This is a genomic window from Microbulbifer sp. ALW1, from assembly GCF_009903625.1.
Taxonomy (GTDB): Bacteria; Pseudomonadota; Gammaproteobacteria; order Pseudomonadales; family Cellvibrionaceae; genus Microbulbifer.
Genome location: NZ_CP047569.1, coordinates 3,843,732 through 3,860,364 on the forward strand (window position 1 = coordinate 3,843,732; position 16,633 = coordinate 3,860,364).

Sequence of the window (16,633 nt, forward strand, 5' to 3'; positions counted from 1 at the left end):
ATCAGCGACGCTTTTGAAAGAATTCCTTGACCAGTGTACCCGCTTGTTCCTGTAGAACGCCGCCTTCAACCTGTACCCGGTGGTTGAAAAATGTTTTCTCGGGCAACTGCAGCTGACTCGCTACTACCCCCGCGCGGGGTTCGGCCGCGCCGTAAACCAGGCGCGTAACACGCGCGTGAATCAGGGTTCCGAAACACATGGTGCAGGGCTCAATGGTGACATACAGGGTGGCACCGGGCAGGCGGTAATTGTCCTGATGGCTGGCGGCTGCGCGCAGGGCAACCACCTCTGCGTGGGCACTGGGGTCGGACGCCGTAATCGGCTGATTGAAACCCTCACCAATGATCTCCCCATCCAACACCACCACAGCACCTACCGGCACTTCTCCCAGCGCAGCGGCCTGCGACGCCAGCTCCAGTGCCCTTTGCATGTACATAAAATCCCGTGGTGTGGCCAAGGTTAACCTTCCTGCTCGATTGAAGTTACTGCTTTGATCCCGTGTTCCGCTTGGCACACATTATTCACTGGGCTTACGCAAGCGGCGCAACAGAAAATCGGCTTCCAGTGTCAGTCGATCCAGCTGTTCCAAAGACTCGCGTGCCTCACTGCGCCCTTTCCAGGCAAACGGCGTCATTGAAAGAAAATCCTTGATCAGCGGCTGCCCGGCGATTTTCAGCGGAAAGCCGCAGCGCAATTCCACATCCGGATCCAAACCTGCCAGTGGCGCCGGCGTCTCGTGCAGCTGGGGGCTTTCATACAGTCGGCTTTTCAGGCTCCAGAGGTGCTCTGGACCAGGAGAAACATCCAGCAACACGCCACCCGGTTTCAGTACGCGCACCAGCTCTTCGACAGGGCCTGGTGCGAAGACGCGCAAAATGGCATCGACACTGCCATCGGCCACTGGCAGGTGGTAACTGCTGGCCACGGCAAAATGTGCAGCTTTCTGCTTTTTTGATGCCAGACGCACGCCAGCCTTGGCAATATCGATCCCGCAGATCTGCTCTTGACGCCAACCATAGGCTTGAAGAGCGCGACTGTAATAGCCTTCACCACAGCCCACATCCAACAATACCGCGTGACTATTTCCCAGGTTCGCCAGCAGAGCACCAATGGCTTCCGCCAGTGGCTGGTAATGTCCCGCCTCCAGAAAGTTGCGGCGAGCATTGAGCATTTCCGCGGAATCACCCGGCTCACGGCTGCGCTTCTGCTGCACCGGCAGCAGGTTTACGTAGCCTTCTTTTGCACAGTCAAAACTATGGCCACTGGCACAACGCCAGCTTCTGTTGTGCAATTCAAGGGACTGTTTGCAATGGGGGCATTGCCAGATCATGCGTTTTCGCTGATTTCCTGTTGTCTGTGGGCCGCCGTTTTTTTCAAAATCATTTCTGCGGCTTTTTCGGCGATGGCAATAACCGGCGCATTGGTATTGCCACTGATGAGGGTCGGCATTATGGAGGCATCCACCACCCTCAGTCCATCAACACCACGCACGCGCAACTCGTGATCGACAACCGCGTTTTCATCTGCGCCCATTTTGCAGGTACCCACGGGGTGATAGATCGACTCGGCCTGCTGACGAATAAAATTGGCGATAGCATCCCGCTGTGTCAAACATTCGCCGGGGTTCCACCAGCGCTTGTGCAGTGTTTGCAACTCTGACTGCGCAATGATTTCCCGGGCCATTTCGAAGGCTTCCACCATCACCTGAAGATCGTCTGCTGCCTCCAGGTAATTCGGCTGAATCAGCGGCGCTGCGCTGGGGTCGCGAGAGGCAAGTCGAATATGCCCCCGGCTCAGGGGCCTGAGCGCACAGGCGTGCAGGGAATATCCATTACCCGGCCTTTTATCCTGCCCGTGACTGAACAGCGGCGCCGCACTCAGATGAAACTGAATATCCGGATGTTCCCCGGCCTTACTCGAGCTGGCAAAGCCTCCGGCCTCGGCAATATTGTTGGTGAGCATACCCCGGTTGAGCAGCAGGTACTCCGGAAGGTGCATGGCGGTTTTCAATTTGGGCCAGAACCCGTTATTGAAACCGACACAGCCATTGGTCTCCACCACCTGAGTAATATCCAGATGGTCCTGCAGATTCTGCCCGACCCCTGGTAGGTGGCACTGGGGAAGGATACCCAGCTTTTTCAGTTCATTCTCGGGCCCAATCCCGGAAAGCATCAACAGTTGCGGGGATTGAATCGCTCCCGCGCACAGAATCACTTCTTTATTGGCCACAATACGGCGACCGTTCAACAGGGTTACCGCGCACACCCTGTCGCCCTTGAATTCCAGGCCCGCCACCTGGCAGCGGGTGTAGATACTCAGGTTGGGGCGGTTTTTTACCGGGTACAGGTAAGCGGTGGCGGACGAGCATCGGCGACCGCGCTTCTGGGTCACCTGATAGAAACCCACGCCGTTTTGCTGGTAGCCGTTAAAGTCATTGTTCAGGCGGTGGCCTGCGTCCTGGGCCGCGCGCACAAAGGCCCGTCCCGCCGTCGATTTCCACTTGAGATCAGAGACCGCCAGCGGGCCATAGCCGCTGTGATAAGCATCACTGCCGCGCTGATTTCCCTCCGCTAACAGGAAATAGGGCAGCATGTCCGACCAACCCCAACCGGGATTGCCGGCCTGCTCCCAGGCGTCGTAATCCCCCGGGTTGCCCCGGGTGTAGATCATGGCATTGATGGCGCTGCTGCCGCCCAGCACACGACCACGGGGCCAGAACAGGCGGCGATTGCACAGCTGGGCTTGCGGTTCGGTGTAGTGATGCAGGTTGAAGCGTTTGCCCGGAACCAGGTAGCCGATACCCGCAGGCATCTGGATCAGGAGGTTGTGATCAGACGGGCCGGATTCCAAAAGGCAAACCCGGTTTTGCTCGTCCTCACTCAGACGGTTGGCGAGTACACACCCCGCAGAACCCCCGCCGACGATCACATAGTCGAATACCATGCTTCTAGCCATGCGCTTCACTTCTTTAATTTATGTGTTAGTGATTGACCCAGCTATTGTAGACCCGCATGGCGCGGCAATTCCGCTGAAGTGATGGGATCGGCGGAGAGGAAAGCGGTAAATGAGAAATAATGCAGTCGGTAAGGATGGGAAAGAAGAGGGATTTGACGGGGAAAAACAAACAAGGGGCGGCGTAACCGCCCCTTCATTCATCAGCCGATTATCTGGCGCCCAATACTCCGGCCGGCGCGATTTCCACTGCGCGACCGGCACGCTGGCCATCGGCGCTGCGAGCCCGCAGTGACACAACAGACTCCGGCGCAACTTCGTCGGTGAAAGGTGCCCACTGCGCGCCATCAAAATATTCCAGCGGCAGCCCAGGGTAAGGCAACGCCGTCTGGATACCTTCACTTTGCGCTACCGCACCTGGCACCGGTACCCGGTAGCCAATGCCAGCGCGATCCAGTTTCAGCAACTCTTTGTTGCCCAGCGCAGCGGAGAAGTCCTGCCAATCGCGGGCCAGCGCGCGCTGGTCGACGAAGGTGGTTTCCCCGGAGAAGGTCTGCCCCGCTTTGAGCGGCAGCTCCCAGGAGGCCTGATGCCAGGCGCGTTCCGCCAATGCCAACAGGCGCGGGAACACCTGATATTCCACCGCTTCATCGGTGCGCACCACCTCACTCCACAACTGTCCCTGGATACCGCGCACACTGCCGGCGAACTCAGCCTCCGGTGAGGTAGCGGTCCAGCTTTTGCCATCGCGGTTCGGGTAAACCTCAGCCAACTGCGCGGTATTCAACGGCGCGTAGCTGAACGTCTTGCGGGTATCGGTGTAGCGGGACGCCCAGTAATAGCCACGCTCTTTCGGATCCACTTCCTGCGGCATGTCGAAGTAGAGGTAGTCCGAGTGGGACTGCACCAGGTCAAACCCGGTTTCCGCGAAATGCGCACTCTCGTCACCACCACCCCAGAACAGTGGCGCCCAGGAGTTCACATAGTTGTGCTCGGTGGCCAGCTCTTCCTCGGCGCTTTCAATTTTCTTCACGCCATCGTTCCAGGCCGCCATGGTGGGAATACCGGCATCGGCCACCATCTGGCTCACGCGCTTGGCGTAGAGTTCACCCAGTTCATCAATGGATTTCACCTCGCCATCGGCAATCAGCTTCTGGCACTGGGGCGAATTGCTCCACGGCTTGTTGCGTTTGTCCGCAACCACATCCCCTTTTTCCGGATTCTGGCCGGGGCCTACCTCGAACGAATCCGAGGCGAGAATGTTCACCGCCTCGTCACCGCCGAAGTGCCAGCTTTTCAGTGGGTGGCCGGCGGTGTCGTGCATGGCTTTTACTTCGCGGATCAGCTTGCCAACAAAGTGGTAGGTCGAATCTACACAGGGGTTGATATAGCTGTCGTCGTAAAACTGTACCGACAGATACTGGGTGTCGTCCTGCGGATCGATCAGGCGATAGGCCTCCGCGGCAGCCGGGTCAGAATCCTTCAGCTTGCGATAGCGCGCTTCCATCGCCACCACTGCAGAGCGGGCGTGGGCGGGCATATCGAATTCCGGTACCACTTCGATGTGTCGCGCGGCGGCGTAGCGCAGGATTTCCACATAGTCGTCGACGCTGAAGTAACCACTACCGAAATTATCCGCCTTGGGGCCAGAGCCCAATTGCGGCAGCAGACAGCGGTTCTCTTCCAGATCGAAGCAGCGCTGGCTGCCGATATCGGTCAGTTCCGGCAGCCCGGGGATTTCCAGGCGCCAGCCCTCGTCGTCCGAGAGATGGAAATGGAACCGGTTGAGCTTGTAGGCCGCCATCTGATCCAGCAGCTTCAGCACCACGTTCTTGCTATGGAAGTTGCGGCCCACATCGAGGAAAAAACCGCGGTGGGGGAAACGTGGCGCATCTTCCACCAACGCCTGTGGCAGGCTGTTGCTGCGGAGGTCCACCAGGGCCAGCAGTGACTGTACGCCGTAGAAAGCACCGCTGGCTTCTGCCCCAGTAACTTGGGCACCCTCCGGTCCCACCTCAAGGCGGTAGGCGCCTGCGGGTTTGTCTTTAAACGCGTCGGGCACCACCGCCAGCTGCAACGGGTAGGCCGCGTCGCCTTGCGGCAACAACTTTAGCTGCGCCAGGCGCTGGTTCAGTGCTTCGATCGTGTTCTCATCCACCCCCTCTGCCACCAGCGATATGCCGTGTTCTAGGTGCACTGCAGCTCCCTCCGGGAGAACAACCGACGCCGGCTTGGGAATAATCCGGCCGCGCCACGCTTCCGAATCTCCCGCGGTGGAGGTTTCGGCAAGTATTTCCGCATCGGCAGTAAACTGCTGGTAACGGCTGGCAGCGGTGGCGAGCGTGTTGTCATCATCCGCAGCCCGCTTCCAGTTATCCGGGCTGTTCTTATTGATCGGCAGCACCATGTCTTTCAGGTCGTCGGTATCCGTCGAGGCGATAACCTGGGCCTCGCCGTCGGCGCCAACGACAAACAGGCGCGGCTGGAAGTCCGACTCAAATTGCACCCAGCTCTCAGCCAGCAAATCCAGCTCCAGAGTCTCCCCGGCGGCAATACCATCAAACTTCTCGGTGGGAACCAGCCGGTGCAGGTCGCCATTGACCCGCTCCAGGGTGAAAGCATCACTGTTCAACAGTGCCAGCGAACGGCGCACCGAGTGGAAATAGAGTGTCCAGTCCCGCTCCCCGGCAGCCACCGCCGGGCCTTTGTTGATCAGGCTGATGCGATAGGTAAAACAGGCTGCAGCGCTGCCACCCACCTTCTTGCACTCGGCACGCAGTGCCTCATCGGCCCCCTGGAAGTTGGTGAGCACTTCCTGAGTGACATCGAAATTGGCCGCAATGCGCGCAGCCGCCGGAGCGTCGATGGAGGAAGTCTTGTTTGGGGACTCGGAATCAGCGCAGGAGGCAATGAAAGCCGACAGTGCCAGGCTGGCAAAGAAGGGAAGCCGTTTCATGGATCTTCTCTATTAATGGATGCTTTATGAATGTTTTGGTTTCTTATGCTTTCACCCCCGTATCCAGCGACGGGGAGATCACCACCATAGCGAAAAAGACAACGCTGTCAATAATGCAGCCAGTGGAGTCACCATATACCCGGAATTTCCCTGAAGGCCGCCAAGTATCCCGACCGCGAATCGCGACCAAAAATTAAGCCGTAGTCATCAAAAATTTCCTCCGCGCACAGGCTGGCGGCCCACTTCCCCGATCTGGATTACAGGTCAATAGACTAAGTTTTTATAAGAAATTTGATTAACTAAGGGTTTTGATCTTAAAAAACATTGGCGGAAACCTCTCCGCAGGCCCCGGAAAATGGGCAAAACTCTAAACACCCAGCAATGGCGGGCCCCGCACAGATATGACTGACAAATGGCCCGCATTCGCAACCCGGATTGGATAAATGGCACGATTTGTGAGATATAACGCTTTAAGCGCGGTGAGCCATAATAAATTCAGTGGTTGTTCAGTAACCACATGAGTCAAGTAAAAATGCCCCGGGGTGGAAAAATGGAAGTTTGTAGTCTTCGGTTCCGTTTCAGCAACTGCCTGACTGGTAAGCTACCGGTCGTGTTTGGCATATTGCTGCTCCCCCTCTCCTCCCTGGTATGCGCCGACGACCTTTTCATCCCGGATTCCACCAGTGCCCTCAACCTCCAGGCCGACAACGCGTTTTTCATCGATAGCGCCTTCGGAATGGACAACCAGGCCCTGTACGACTCTGCAGAAAACCTGCGCAACAACTCGATGGGAATGATCCAGCGCCGGCTGAACCACCAGTGGCTGGAGCTGCACACCAGACCCGAGAGCTCAGAGAATGTGACCGGCGGTCGCGCGGTGAATGAAATCCTGAAAATGGGATTCAAAACCTACATGGCGCAACACAAGCGCAGCAAACAGCACCCCCTGCTGCGTTACACCAACAGCCAGGGGAGCTTTAGCAGCGCTCTGGACTACGATGTCCGCCTGTCGGACGACAAGTTCAAGATCTCCTTCGAATACGAATTCTGAGCCCCTGGGCGCGCGGTAATCTCTTTTCGCCGTACTTTTCGCAGCAGTCTGCAAACCTCTGCAAACCTCTGCAAGCCATAGTCGCGCAGCCCCCTCCCCAGATTTGCTAGAATCTCCGCCATTTTCAACGGCGGAGATTCCCGTGTCCGACATAGTTAACACCCCCAAGCAGTTCGATCATCTCCCCTACGCCGGCGTCTTGCCACGGTTACTGTCTCTCATCTATGACGCGCTGATCATTGCCGGGCTCTGGATGGTGTATGGCTTTCTCGCCATGTTGCTGGTCTCCACCTTTGGCGGCCTGCAATGCCAACCCGAGTATATCGACTACACCCCCTGTGTTGGCGGCCCCCTGTATCAGCTGGGGCTTCTGCTGGTCACCGCTGGCTATTTTTTCTGGTCCTGGCGGGTTGCCGGGCAGACCATTGGTATGCGCGCCTGGCGCCTGATGGTGGCAAACCGAAACGGTGTGCAATTGAGCTGGTACCAGTGTTTTATACGCGCCCTGGTGGGCCCGGTGTCATTGGGTTGCCTGGGGCTGGGGTTCTTTTGGGGGTATTTCCGCGCCGACCGCGCCAGCTGGCACGATCTCGCTTCAGACTCGGAAGTAAGGCAGCTGCCGAAGAAAAAGAAAGCTAAAAAGCTCTGAAGGCGACAATTACAGGGGAATTTGAAGCGGGCGGCGCTTAACGCGCCCGCTTCAACAGCAACCAGCCCAGCAGGAAGCTGGCAAGGATAGGCACGATTACCGCAACAAACGGCGGGAAACCGAACACCACGGAAGACGGCCCGAGCATATCCTGCAGCGTCTGGAATACGATCCCCACGATCACCCCAGTAAACACCCGCAATCCGGTCGTCACCTCGCGGAGGGGGCCGAAAATAAACGACAGCGCCATCATCACAAGACCGGCAATGGTCAACGGCTGCAATACCTTCTTCCAGAACGCCAGCCAGTAACGGGCCGAATCTTCGCCTTTGCGGTCGAGGAAGCGGCCATAAGACCAGAGGTTACGCGGCGACAGGTCGGATGGCACAGGCACCACCAGAGAGAACAGGTCCGGCGACATATCGGAGTTCCACTGTGAGCGCTCGGCTTGGCTGCTACTCGCCCGCTCCGGGGTTAACCGAGTCTGGCGGCTGTTCTGTAACTCCCACCGACCGTCACTGAAGTGCGCGCGTTCGGAGAACTCCACCTGCTGTAGCTGGCGGTTCTCATCAAATCGATACCGGGTTATCCCAAACAGAGTACCGCCGGGCAGTGCGGCATTGAAGTGCACAAACTCTCCGTCCTCAAAAAACCAGAGCCCCTGCTCCAGCCCTGAGTTTTCCAGCTCGCCCTGCGCAATTGCCTTGCGGCTCTCGGCGGTCTGGTTTGTCACAGGTATCACCAGCTCCGCCAACAGCATTCCCACAACAATCAGCGCTAACACCGGCTTCATCACCGCCCAGGCAATGCGCGCAATGGAGATCCCGGACGCACGCATAACCGTCAGCTCACTGGTACCCGCCAGGGTGCCCAGTCCGACCATGCACCCCACCAGCGCCGAAAAGCCCAGCTGGCTGTATACCCGGTCAGGCAAGGTCCACATCACGTATTCGAGCAAATTGGAGAGCTTGTAATCGCCCCCCAAATCGCCGAGTTCATCGACAACAGCGAAGATGATGTCCAGCCCCAGGATCACCAGTAGCACGGCGAGGATCGCAAGAGTGACGGTGCGCGCAATATACCGATCAAGCAGTGACATCGGCCGCACCTCCATTTCCACGACCATCTCCACGACCGGAAGTTGGCGTCTTAGTCCGCTTGCGCGGCTTTCTGTCACGGCCGCCCAATAACAGCAGTCCCAGAATCAGGAACGGCGGGTGCACCAGCCAAATAGCCCAGGCCTGTTCGATTTTGCCGTCTTCAATAGCGCCGCGCACCCCTTGCAATGCCACCAGGTAAACGATGTACAGCAGCACTGCGGGAATCATCTTGGCGTAGCGCCCCTGGCGAGGATTGGTGCGACTGAGGGGCACCGCCAGAATCGCGACGATGAGGACCAGCACTGGCAGAGAAAGGCGCCAATGCAGGTTCACCCGCTCGCGCGGGTCTTCGCTCTTCCACAGGTCTGCGGTGGACATGGACTGCAGCCGCTCACTGGCCTTGATGCGCAAGCGTGGCACTTCAAGCAGTACCTCGTAACTGGAAAAGGCCATCTGCCGGTAGTCGCTCTGCCCGGGAACACCTTCGTAGCGATAACCGTCGCGCAATACCAGGTACCGCAGGCCCGTTTCCGGGTCGATCTGCTGCACCCCTTCCCTAGCTACAGTAACAATCTGGTGGTCTGTTTCCGTCTCGCCGCGGGAATTCCCCAGCTCCGCCAGAAAAACATTGTGCATCGTGGACTTGTCGCCGCTTAGCCCGTCTGCGTAATACACCGCCCGGTCGCCCTCGGTAGACACAAATTTCTTCGGCACCAGGTGATCGAACTCGTTACGGGTCTTGTCTGCGGTCAGCAGGTGGGAGGTGCGCTCGATACCGGTGGGGGTCAGGTACAGGCTCATCGCCGCGACAAACGCAGCGACCAGTAACGCCGGCATCAGGGTATAGCGCAACAGCTGACGCTCACTGAAACCACAGGCGTGCAACACCGTCATTTCACTTTCGATGTACAGGCGCCCGTAGGCCAGCAAAACACCCACAAAAAAACCAAGGGGAATCACCAGCTCGAGGAACCCCGGCAAGCGGTAACCCATCAGCGCAAACAGGATGCTTGCCGAGAGGTCGCCCGCCGCTGCCTCGGCAAGATACTTCACAAAGCGGCCACTCATCACCATTAGCAACAGCACAGCACTGACAGCCAGGGTTGCTCCCAGCAGTTCGCGGCAGAGGTAGCGGAAAATAATCACAGAACGGCCAGCTTCCCAGATTGCTATAGGTAGAAATGGCGGATGAAAATTGAGATCCCGAATATTGCCATCGGGCGGTGTCAGGATAAGACACCCAATCAAGCAATCCGATCCTTCTCGGGTTAAACTTGTGCGGCGCATTATCACCAAAAAGCCCAGCGATGTCTCGGCCTGTAATTATTCAGGCCAATTTGATCGCCCCGTTTTGCCTGCACTGGGAATTGTCTACCCTGAGTATTGCCCATTTTCGCGCTCGGATATTCAATGCTCCCCCGCCCCAAACGCAGTTTTGCTCAAGGGCCCGGGGTCGGGAAGACAGAACGGCAGAACCACAACGGCAGCACCAAAGCACTACCGAAGCGACACAGCACGGTGTCGACTGCGGTGAACAATCAGCCGCCGGGGCTTACTCGCTATAAGAGCATCGCTAAAAGAACATCAAGGAACCATTACATGCAGTTTACCGCCAAGGTCACCGACATCAGCAAACAGCGCACTGCCTGCGCCATAATCGCCGTCGACAACAAAAACCGCTTTACCGACAGCGGCAATGCCCTCGACAAGGCGAGCAACGGCAGCCTGGCCAAATTGCTCAAGCGCGGCGACCTCGGCAGCGCGGCGGGCAGCACCCTGATGGTGCCGCTTCTGGAAGGCGGCGCCGAGCGCGCCCTGCTGGTGCGCTCTGGCAAAACCCCGATCAGCAAGGCGGAGTTCCGCAAACTCGCCGATGCCAGCGCCAAAGCCGTAACCGCCCAGAAAGAAGCCACCAGCTACCTTGCCGAAGTTTCCGTCAGCGATGCCGACGCCAACTGGCAGGCCAACCAACTGGCACTGGCCGCCGGTCTCGCCGCCTACAAGTTCACCCGATGCCTCAGTGAAGCCAAACCCTACCCGCTGGCGAAATTCACTGTGCATGCCAGCGACAAGAAGCAGCTGAAAGAAGTGCAGAAAGGCGTCGATATCGGCAGTGCCCAGGGCCTTGGCAGCAACATTGCCCGCGAACTCGGCAACCTCCCAGGCAATATCTGTACCCCCAGTTACCTAGCGGCAGAAGCCAAGGCGCTGGCGAAAAAACATACCAAGCTGACCACTACAGTGCTCGACAACAAAAAAATGGAATCTCTCGGCATGGGCGCCTTCATGAGCGTCGCCAAGGGTAGTGACGAGCCGGCGGCGATGATCGCCATGAACTACAAGGGCGGCAAAACGGGCCAGAAGCCCATCGTCCTCGTGGGCAAGGGCATTACCTTCGATACCGGCGGCATCAGCCTCAAGCCCGGTATGCAGATGGATGAAATGAAATTCGACATGTGTGGCGCCGCCAGTGTCTTCGGGGTGATGAATGCCCTGGTGGAGATGAACGCACCAGTGAACGTTGTCGGCGTAGTTGCCGCAGCGGAAAACATGCCCAGCGGCCGCGCCAGTAAGCCAGGCGACATCGTCACCTCCATGTCTGGCAAGACCATCGAGATCCTGAATACCGATGCCGAAGGCCGCCTGGTGCTCTGCGACGCCCTCACCTGGGCCGGCAAGTTCAAGCCCAGCGTGGTTATCGACATCGCCACCCTCACCGGCGCCTGTGTAATCGCCCTCGGCCACCACGCCACTGGCCTTTACGCCAACCAAGACAAACTGGCGGAAGAACTGATCAATGCTGGCGAAACCACCGGTGACCGCGCCTGGCGCATGCCGCTGTGGGATGAGTACCAGCCGATGCTGAACTCCAACTTCGCCGACCTACAGAATATCGGCGGCCGCGAAGCCGGCTCCGTCACCGCCGCCTGTTTCCTGGCGCGCTTCGCCGAAGACTACAACTGGGCGCACCTGGATATCGCTGGCAGCGCGTGGAAGTCCGGCGCCGCCAAAGGTGCAACCGGACGCCCGGTACCGCTGCTGCTGCAATACATTCTGAATAAAAAATAATCGGCTGCACCACGAAAAATACAGGAAACTACGAAGTATAAAACTCGAAGCGAAGGCGGAACCGGCGGGGACGATTTGCGAGACCGTCTGCGGCCAGGACGGCCGCAGCCGAGCCCCCAGGGATGGGTTCACGGCGTGTCTCGCAAATCGTCACCGCCGGTTCCGCCGCCACAGCATTTATTTCGGAGCACGGAACCAGATCTGTGGCGGCGCCGCTACCCGGTACAGCCTTGTAAGACACGCCGTAAACCCATCCATGGGGGCTCTTCCGCGAGGTCCCTCTCGCGGAAGGTCTTACAAGGCTATACGGGGCACCGTCGCCTTCGCACCTGCCTTTCGAGCACAAAAGCGACTATTTAATGACCCGAATAGACTTCTACGTCCTCCCTTCTGAAAACCCGGGAGAAATCGACAACTTCGCCTGCCGCCTTGCCGAGAAAGCCTTCCGCAACGGCCTGCGGGTACTGATTGCCGTGGATACGCCCGAACAGGCACAAAAATTCGATGACCTGCTGTGGGACTTCCGGGAAGACAGCTTCCTGCCCCACGCTCCGCAAAACGCCGACCAGCAGGCCGCCATCGAAATCAACAGCGGCGAAGACCCCGGCCAACACCACGGCCTCCTCATCAACCTCTGTGCCGACATACCCACCTGGTTCAGCCAGTTCGACCGCCTCGCGGAAATCGTCTGCCAGCATCCGGACTCCCTCGCCCGCTCCAGAACGCGATACAGTCACTTTCGCGACAGGGGATATCCGTTACAATCCCATAAAATTCCCAACTAAAGCGCACAGCAAACGCCAACCATGTCCGGTCGAAAGAAAAATAGAAAACACCACCGCGGCCAGCCCTCCCACGAGTTGCTCAACGAGCTCAACTCGCTGCGGGAACTGCTCGGCAGTGACATGGAAGCCGATATCCCCCTGCTCGACCAGGTTGCAACACCCTCCCCCGGCAGCAGCGATCAGCCCTCAGCCAGCGCAAGTAGCCACCCATCCCCATCACAGCGCGCACCACTGGCACCGCCGCGCCCGCTGCAGGAAGCCGACCTGCCTATCCTGTTCAGCCCGGTCGACGAAGAACCGATCGAGGAGATGACCTCGCAACTGAGCGACGCCGACCTGGAACTGCTGCGCCCGCTACAGAACCTGCCGCGCAAGCCTGGAACACCGGCACCGCAGATTGAGACCGTCTCGCCGGAGTCGCCAGCAGCGGAAGTCCGCATCGAGGCCGACAGGGAGCCAATAGAGTTGAATGCACAGCGACAGGAGCCTCGCGAAGAGTTTCAGCCCAGCCTGTTCGAGGGCCCTCAAGGCGAGGAGCCAAGTGTGCAGGAGATCGTGCAGCAACAAGCTCCCCTCAAGCAGAGCTCCAAAGAGGATTCCAAAGAACAACGCCCGAAAGACCGGGTAATAGAGCCTCAAATATCTGCTGCGCCACGCGAAACTTCCAAAGGGGCACCAGATGCACCGGTAACAGAAGAACCGGCAAAAGAAGCACCGATTAAAAAAGCCAGCCAATACAAAGTGCCGGTAATGACCGAAAACCCATTCCTGCCCCCACATATCCGCGCACGCCTGACGGGCGGCCGGATTCCGCGTCCCGAGGTCGAACCAGCAGCTCCCTCCCCGGAGCCTGCGGCTATCGCCCAGGAACCCGCTGCGGCACCGGAAGAGGAACAGGAACAAAAACAGCCGACGCCAAGTGAACGGGAACGCCTGATCAAGCAACTGGTGGGGGAACAAATGGCCGAGCTGGAACAACAGCTCAGGGCCAATATCACGGCGCTGGTGGACGAAATTTACCCCCTGGAAGCACCCGAGTAGCTCTTATCCGGGCTCGGGTCTGCCATCCGACGGCGGGCAGCCTTTTGCCCTACCCGCCCCGGCGGTATAATTCCGCCCCTATTTATATACTCACCCTTTTATACTCATCCTTACATTTCATCGCCCCGGTGTGACCATTGATCCGGCCCCGGGCGGCAAAGCGATTCAAAGCAAGGCATTCCCCCGCGCATGGACAAGACATACCAGCCCAACGCCATCGAACAACAGTGGTACAAAACCTGGGAAGACAACGGCTACTTCAAGCCCTCCGGCGATACCGCCGCCGATCCCTACTGCATCATGATTCCGCCGCCGAACGTCACCGGCAGCCTGCACATGGGCCACGGTTTCCAGGAGTCCATCATGGATGCCCTGATCCGCTACCACCGCATGAAGGGCGACAACACCCTGTGGCAAGTAGGTACCGACCACGCCGGTATCGCTACCCAAATGGTGGTGGAGCGTCTGCTGAGCGCAGAAGGCAAGAACCGCCACGAACTGGGTCGCGACAAGTTCATCGAGAAAGTGTGGGAATGGAAGGAAGAGTCCGGCGGCAATATCACCCGCCAGCTGCGCCGCCTCGGCGCCAGCCCGGACTGGTCGCGCGAGCGCTTCACCATGGACGACGGCTTCTACAAGGCGGTGCAGGAAGTCTTCATCCGCCTTTACGAAGACGACCTGATCTACCGCGGCAAGCGCCTGGTGAACTGGGACCCGAAACTGCACACCGCAATTTCCGACCTGGAAGTACTGAACGAGGAAGAACAGGGCCACCTGTGGCACTTCCGCTATCCACTGTCTGACGGCTCCGGCCATCTCGTGGTTGCCACCACCCGCCCGGAAACCATGCTCGGCGACACCGCCGTGGCGGTGCATCCGGAAGACGAGCGCTATAAGCACCTGATCGGCAAGACCATCAAACTGCCGCTCACCGACCGCGAGATCCCGATCATCGCCGACGACTATGTCGACCTGGAGTTCGGTACCGGTTGTGTGAAGATCACCCCGGCCCACGATTTCAACGACTACGAAATGGGCCAGCGCCACAACCTCGAGATGATAAACATCCTCGATGCAGACGCCAATCTGAACGACAACGTGCCGGAGAAGTACCGCGGCATGGAACGCTTTGCCGCGCGCAAGCAGATTGTCGACGACCTGGATGATCTCGGCCTGCTGGAAAAAATCGACCCGCACACGTTGAAAGTACCCCGCGGTGACCGCAGTGGTGTCGTGATCGAGCCGTGGCTCACCGACCAGTGGTACGTGAAAACCCAGCCGCTGGCAGACGAAGCCATCAAGGTGGTGGAAGACGGCCGCGTGGAATTCGTGCCGAAAAACTACGAGAACATGTACTTTTCCTGGATGCGCGACATCCAGGACTGGTGTATCTCCCGCCAGCTGTGGTGGGGCCACCGCATCCCGGCCTGGTACGACAACGACGGCAAGGTCTACGTCGGTCGCAGCGAGGAAGAAGTACGCCAGAAGCACAATTTGGGCGATATCGAACTGCGCCAGGACGACGACGTACTCGACACCTGGTTCTCCTCCGGCCTGTGGACCTTCGGCACACTGGGCTGGCCGGAAGAAACCCCGGAGCTGGCGGCGTTCCACCCGACCTCCGTGCTGGTCACCGGCTTCGACATTATCTTCTTCTGGGTCGCACGCATGATGATGCTGACCCTCTACTTCAAGAAAGAAGTGCCGTTCAAAACCGTCTACGTACACGGCCTGGTGCGCGACGGTCAGGGCCAGAAGATGTCCAAGTCCAAGGGCAATGTGCTGGACCCCATCGACCTGATCGACGGCATTGACCTCGAGAGCCTGGTAGCCAAGCGCACCTCGGGCATGATGGTGCCGCACCTGCGCGAGAAGATCGAGAAGCAGACCCGCAAAGAATTCCCGGAAGGCCTCGCCGCCTACGGCACCGATGCCCTGCGCTACACCTATTACTCGCTGGCCTCTACCGGTCGCGACATCAAGTTCGATGTGGGTCGTATCGAAGGCTTCCGAAACTTCTGCAACAAGATCTGGAACGCCTCCCGCTACGTGCTGCAGAACTGCGACGGTCACGATTGCGGCCAGGATGGCAGCGAAGATTTTGAGCTGAGCATCGCCGATCGCTGGATCATTTCCCTGCTGCAGCGCACCGAGCTGACCGTAAAGGAAGCAATCGATAATTATCGATTCGACCTGGCCTCCCAGGCACTGTACGACTTTGTATGGGGCGAGTACTGCAGCTGGTACCTGGAACTGTCCAAGCCGGTGCTGTGGGACGACAACGCCTCGGATGCGGTGAAGAAAGGCACCCGCCGCACCCTGATCCGCGTGCTGGAAACCATTCTGCGCCTGGCACACCCGCTGATGCCGTACATCACCGAAGAGATCTGGCAGCGCGTGAAAGGTCTCGCCGGCGCGAGCGGCGACACCATCATGTTGCAGCCCTACCCGGAAGCCAACCAGCACCGCATCGACGACAATGCCGAAGCGGCGATTGCCTGGCTGAAAGGCGTCATCGAAGGCGTGCGTAATATTCGCGGTGAAATGAATATTTCCCCGGCGAAGAAAATCCCGCTGATCCTGCGCAACGGTTCCGAGCAGGACCAGGACCTGCTGAACCAGACGCGCAGCCTGCTCACCAAACTGGCGAGCCTGGAGTCCATCGACTGGCTGGAAAAAGGTACCGATGCGCCAGCCTCCTCCACCTCCCTGGTCGGCGAGCTGGAACTGCTGGTGCCGATGGCAGGCCTGATCGACGTAGAAGCGGAAAGCGCGCGTCTGCAGAAGGAGATCGACAAACTGGGTAAAGAGCTAGGCCGCGTATCCGGCAAGCTCAACAACCCCAAATTTGTCGACAAGGCCCCGCAGGAAGTTGTGGACAAAGAGAAGGCCAAGCTGGCAGAAATGGAAAGCGCCCGCGCCCGTTTCGAGCAGCAGCTGGAATCTCTGAAAAACCTGTAAGTCTCACGATTTACGGGTAAAAAAATGGCGAACCGGAAACGGTTCGCCATTTATTGTTTTGATTGCCTT

At 58.5% G+C, this 16,633-nt stretch carries 12 protein-coding genes; 6 read left to right on the forward strand and 6 right to left on the reverse strand.

The window, feature by feature from the left end; genetic code table 11:
• Position 1: 1 nt before the first annotated feature.
• The 4 genes from tadA to GRX76_RS15965 all read right to left on the reverse strand — a co-directional run bounded on the left by tadA (position 2) and on the right by GRX76_RS15965 (position 5,908).
• Positions 2–436, reverse strand: coding sequence for a tRNA adenosine(34) deaminase TadA (gene tadA / locus GRX76_RS15950; protein ID WP_160154212.1), 435 nt, complete (start codon positions 434–436; stop codon positions 2–4).
• An 81-nt stretch (positions 437–517) separates the two neighbouring features.
• Positions 518–1,330, reverse strand: a complete 813-nt coding sequence (gene rlmA, locus GRX76_RS15955) for a 23S rRNA (guanine(745)-N(1))-methyltransferase (RefSeq protein ID WP_160154213.1) — start codon at positions 1,328–1,330, stop codon at positions 518–520.
• Complete coding sequence (locus tag GRX76_RS15960) at positions 1,327–2,955, reverse strand: GMC family oxidoreductase (RefSeq protein ID WP_160154214.1); 1,629 nt, start codon at positions 2,953–2,955, stop codon at positions 1,327–1,329. Before GRX76_RS15960 ends, rlmA begins: the two co-directional genes overlap by 4 nt.
• A 208-nt stretch (positions 2,956–3,163) precedes the next feature.
• Positions 3,164–5,908, reverse strand: coding sequence for a family 20 glycosylhydrolase (locus tag GRX76_RS15965; protein WP_160154215.1), 2,745 nt, complete (start codon positions 5,906–5,908; stop codon positions 3,164–3,166).
• 517 nt (positions 5,909–6,425) lie between these two features.
• On the opposite strand from GRX76_RS15965, the gene GRX76_RS15970 reads away from it, so the two are divergent.
• Both GRX76_RS15970 and GRX76_RS15975 read left to right on the forward strand, forming a co-directional pair.
• Positions 6,426–6,959: a hypothetical protein gene (locus GRX76_RS15970; protein WP_236250414.1), complete on the forward strand. Its 534-nt coding sequence runs from the start codon at positions 6,426–6,428 to the stop codon at positions 6,957–6,959.
• 142 nt (positions 6,960–7,101) lie between these two features.
• A complete protein-coding gene (locus GRX76_RS15975) occupies positions 7,102–7,608 on the forward strand; it encodes an RDD family protein (protein ID WP_160154216.1) in 507 nt (168 codons plus the stop codon).
• A gap of 37 nt (positions 7,609–7,645) precedes the next feature.
• Here GRX76_RS15975 and lptG read toward each other — a convergent pair whose 3' ends face one another.
• Both lptG and lptF read right to left on the reverse strand, forming a co-directional pair.
• A complete protein-coding gene (gene lptG / locus GRX76_RS15980) occupies positions 7,646–8,707 on the reverse strand; it encodes an LPS export ABC transporter permease LptG (protein ID WP_160154217.1) in 1,062 nt (353 codons plus the stop codon).
• Positions 8,694–9,854: an LPS export ABC transporter permease LptF gene (gene lptF / locus GRX76_RS15985; RefSeq protein ID WP_236250415.1), complete on the reverse strand. Its 1,161-nt coding sequence runs from the start codon at positions 9,852–9,854 to the stop codon at positions 8,694–8,696. Before lptF ends, lptG begins: the two co-directional genes overlap by 14 nt.
• Before the next feature lie 453 nt (positions 9,855–10,307).
• On the opposite strand from lptF, the gene GRX76_RS15990 reads away from it, so the two are divergent.
• The 4 genes from GRX76_RS15990 to GRX76_RS16005 all read left to right on the forward strand — a co-directional run bounded on the left by GRX76_RS15990 (position 10,308) and on the right by GRX76_RS16005 (position 16,564).
• Positions 10,308–11,777, forward strand: coding sequence for a leucyl aminopeptidase (locus GRX76_RS15990; protein WP_160154218.1), 1,470 nt, complete (start codon positions 10,308–10,310; stop codon positions 11,775–11,777).
• Between the two features lie 359 nt (positions 11,778–12,136).
• Positions 12,137–12,562 carry a DNA polymerase III subunit chi gene (locus tag GRX76_RS15995; RefSeq protein ID WP_160154219.1) on the forward strand — a complete coding sequence of 142 codons (426 nt, stop codon included), beginning with the start codon at positions 12,137–12,139 and terminating at the stop codon, positions 12,560–12,562.
• A gap of 21 nt (positions 12,563–12,583) precedes the next feature.
• A complete protein-coding gene (locus GRX76_RS16000) occupies positions 12,584–13,603 on the forward strand; it encodes a hypothetical protein (protein WP_160154220.1) in 1,020 nt (339 codons plus the stop codon).
• Between the two features lie 189 nt (positions 13,604–13,792).
• Complete coding sequence (locus GRX76_RS16005) at positions 13,793–16,564, forward strand: valine--tRNA ligase (protein ID WP_160154221.1); 2,772 nt, start codon at positions 13,793–13,795, stop codon at positions 16,562–16,564.
• Positions 16,565–16,633: the final 69 nt, after the last annotated feature.

Bases quoted from the DNA above. Each gene is read 5' to 3' on its own strand.
- lptG (WP_160154217.1), bottom strand. From the start codon at position 8,707: ATGTCACTGCTTGATCGGTATATTGCGCGCACCGTCACTCTTGCGATC.
- GRX76_RS15965 (WP_160154215.1), bottom strand. From the start codon at position 5,908: ATGAAACGGCTTCCCTTCTTTGCCAGCCTGGCACTGTCGGCTTTCATT.
- GRX76_RS15995 (WP_160154219.1), top strand. From the start codon at position 12,137: ATGACCCGAATAGACTTCTACGTCCTCCCTTCTGAAAACCCGGGAGAA.
- GRX76_RS15970 (WP_236250414.1), top strand. From the start codon at position 6,426: ATGAGTCAAGTAAAAATGCCCCGGGGTGGAAAAATGGAAGTTTGTAGT.
- rlmA (WP_160154213.1), bottom strand. From the start codon at position 1,330: ATGATCTGGCAATGCCCCCATTGCAAACAGTCCCTTGAATTGCACAAC.
- GRX76_RS15960 (WP_160154214.1), bottom strand. From the start codon at position 2,955: ATGGCTAGAAGCATGGTATTCGACTATGTGATCGTCGGCGGGGGTTCT.
- tadA (WP_160154212.1), bottom strand. From the start codon at position 436: ATGTACATGCAAAGGGCACTGGAGCTGGCGTCGCAGGCCGCTGCGCTG.
- GRX76_RS15990 (WP_160154218.1), top strand. From the start codon at position 10,308: ATGCAGTTTACCGCCAAGGTCACCGACATCAGCAAACAGCGCACTGCC.
- GRX76_RS16000 (WP_160154220.1), top strand. From the start codon at position 12,584: ATGTCCGGTCGAAAGAAAAATAGAAAACACCACCGCGGCCAGCCCTCC.
- GRX76_RS16005 (WP_160154221.1), top strand. From the start codon at position 13,793: ATGGACAAGACATACCAGCCCAACGCCATCGAACAACAGTGGTACAAA.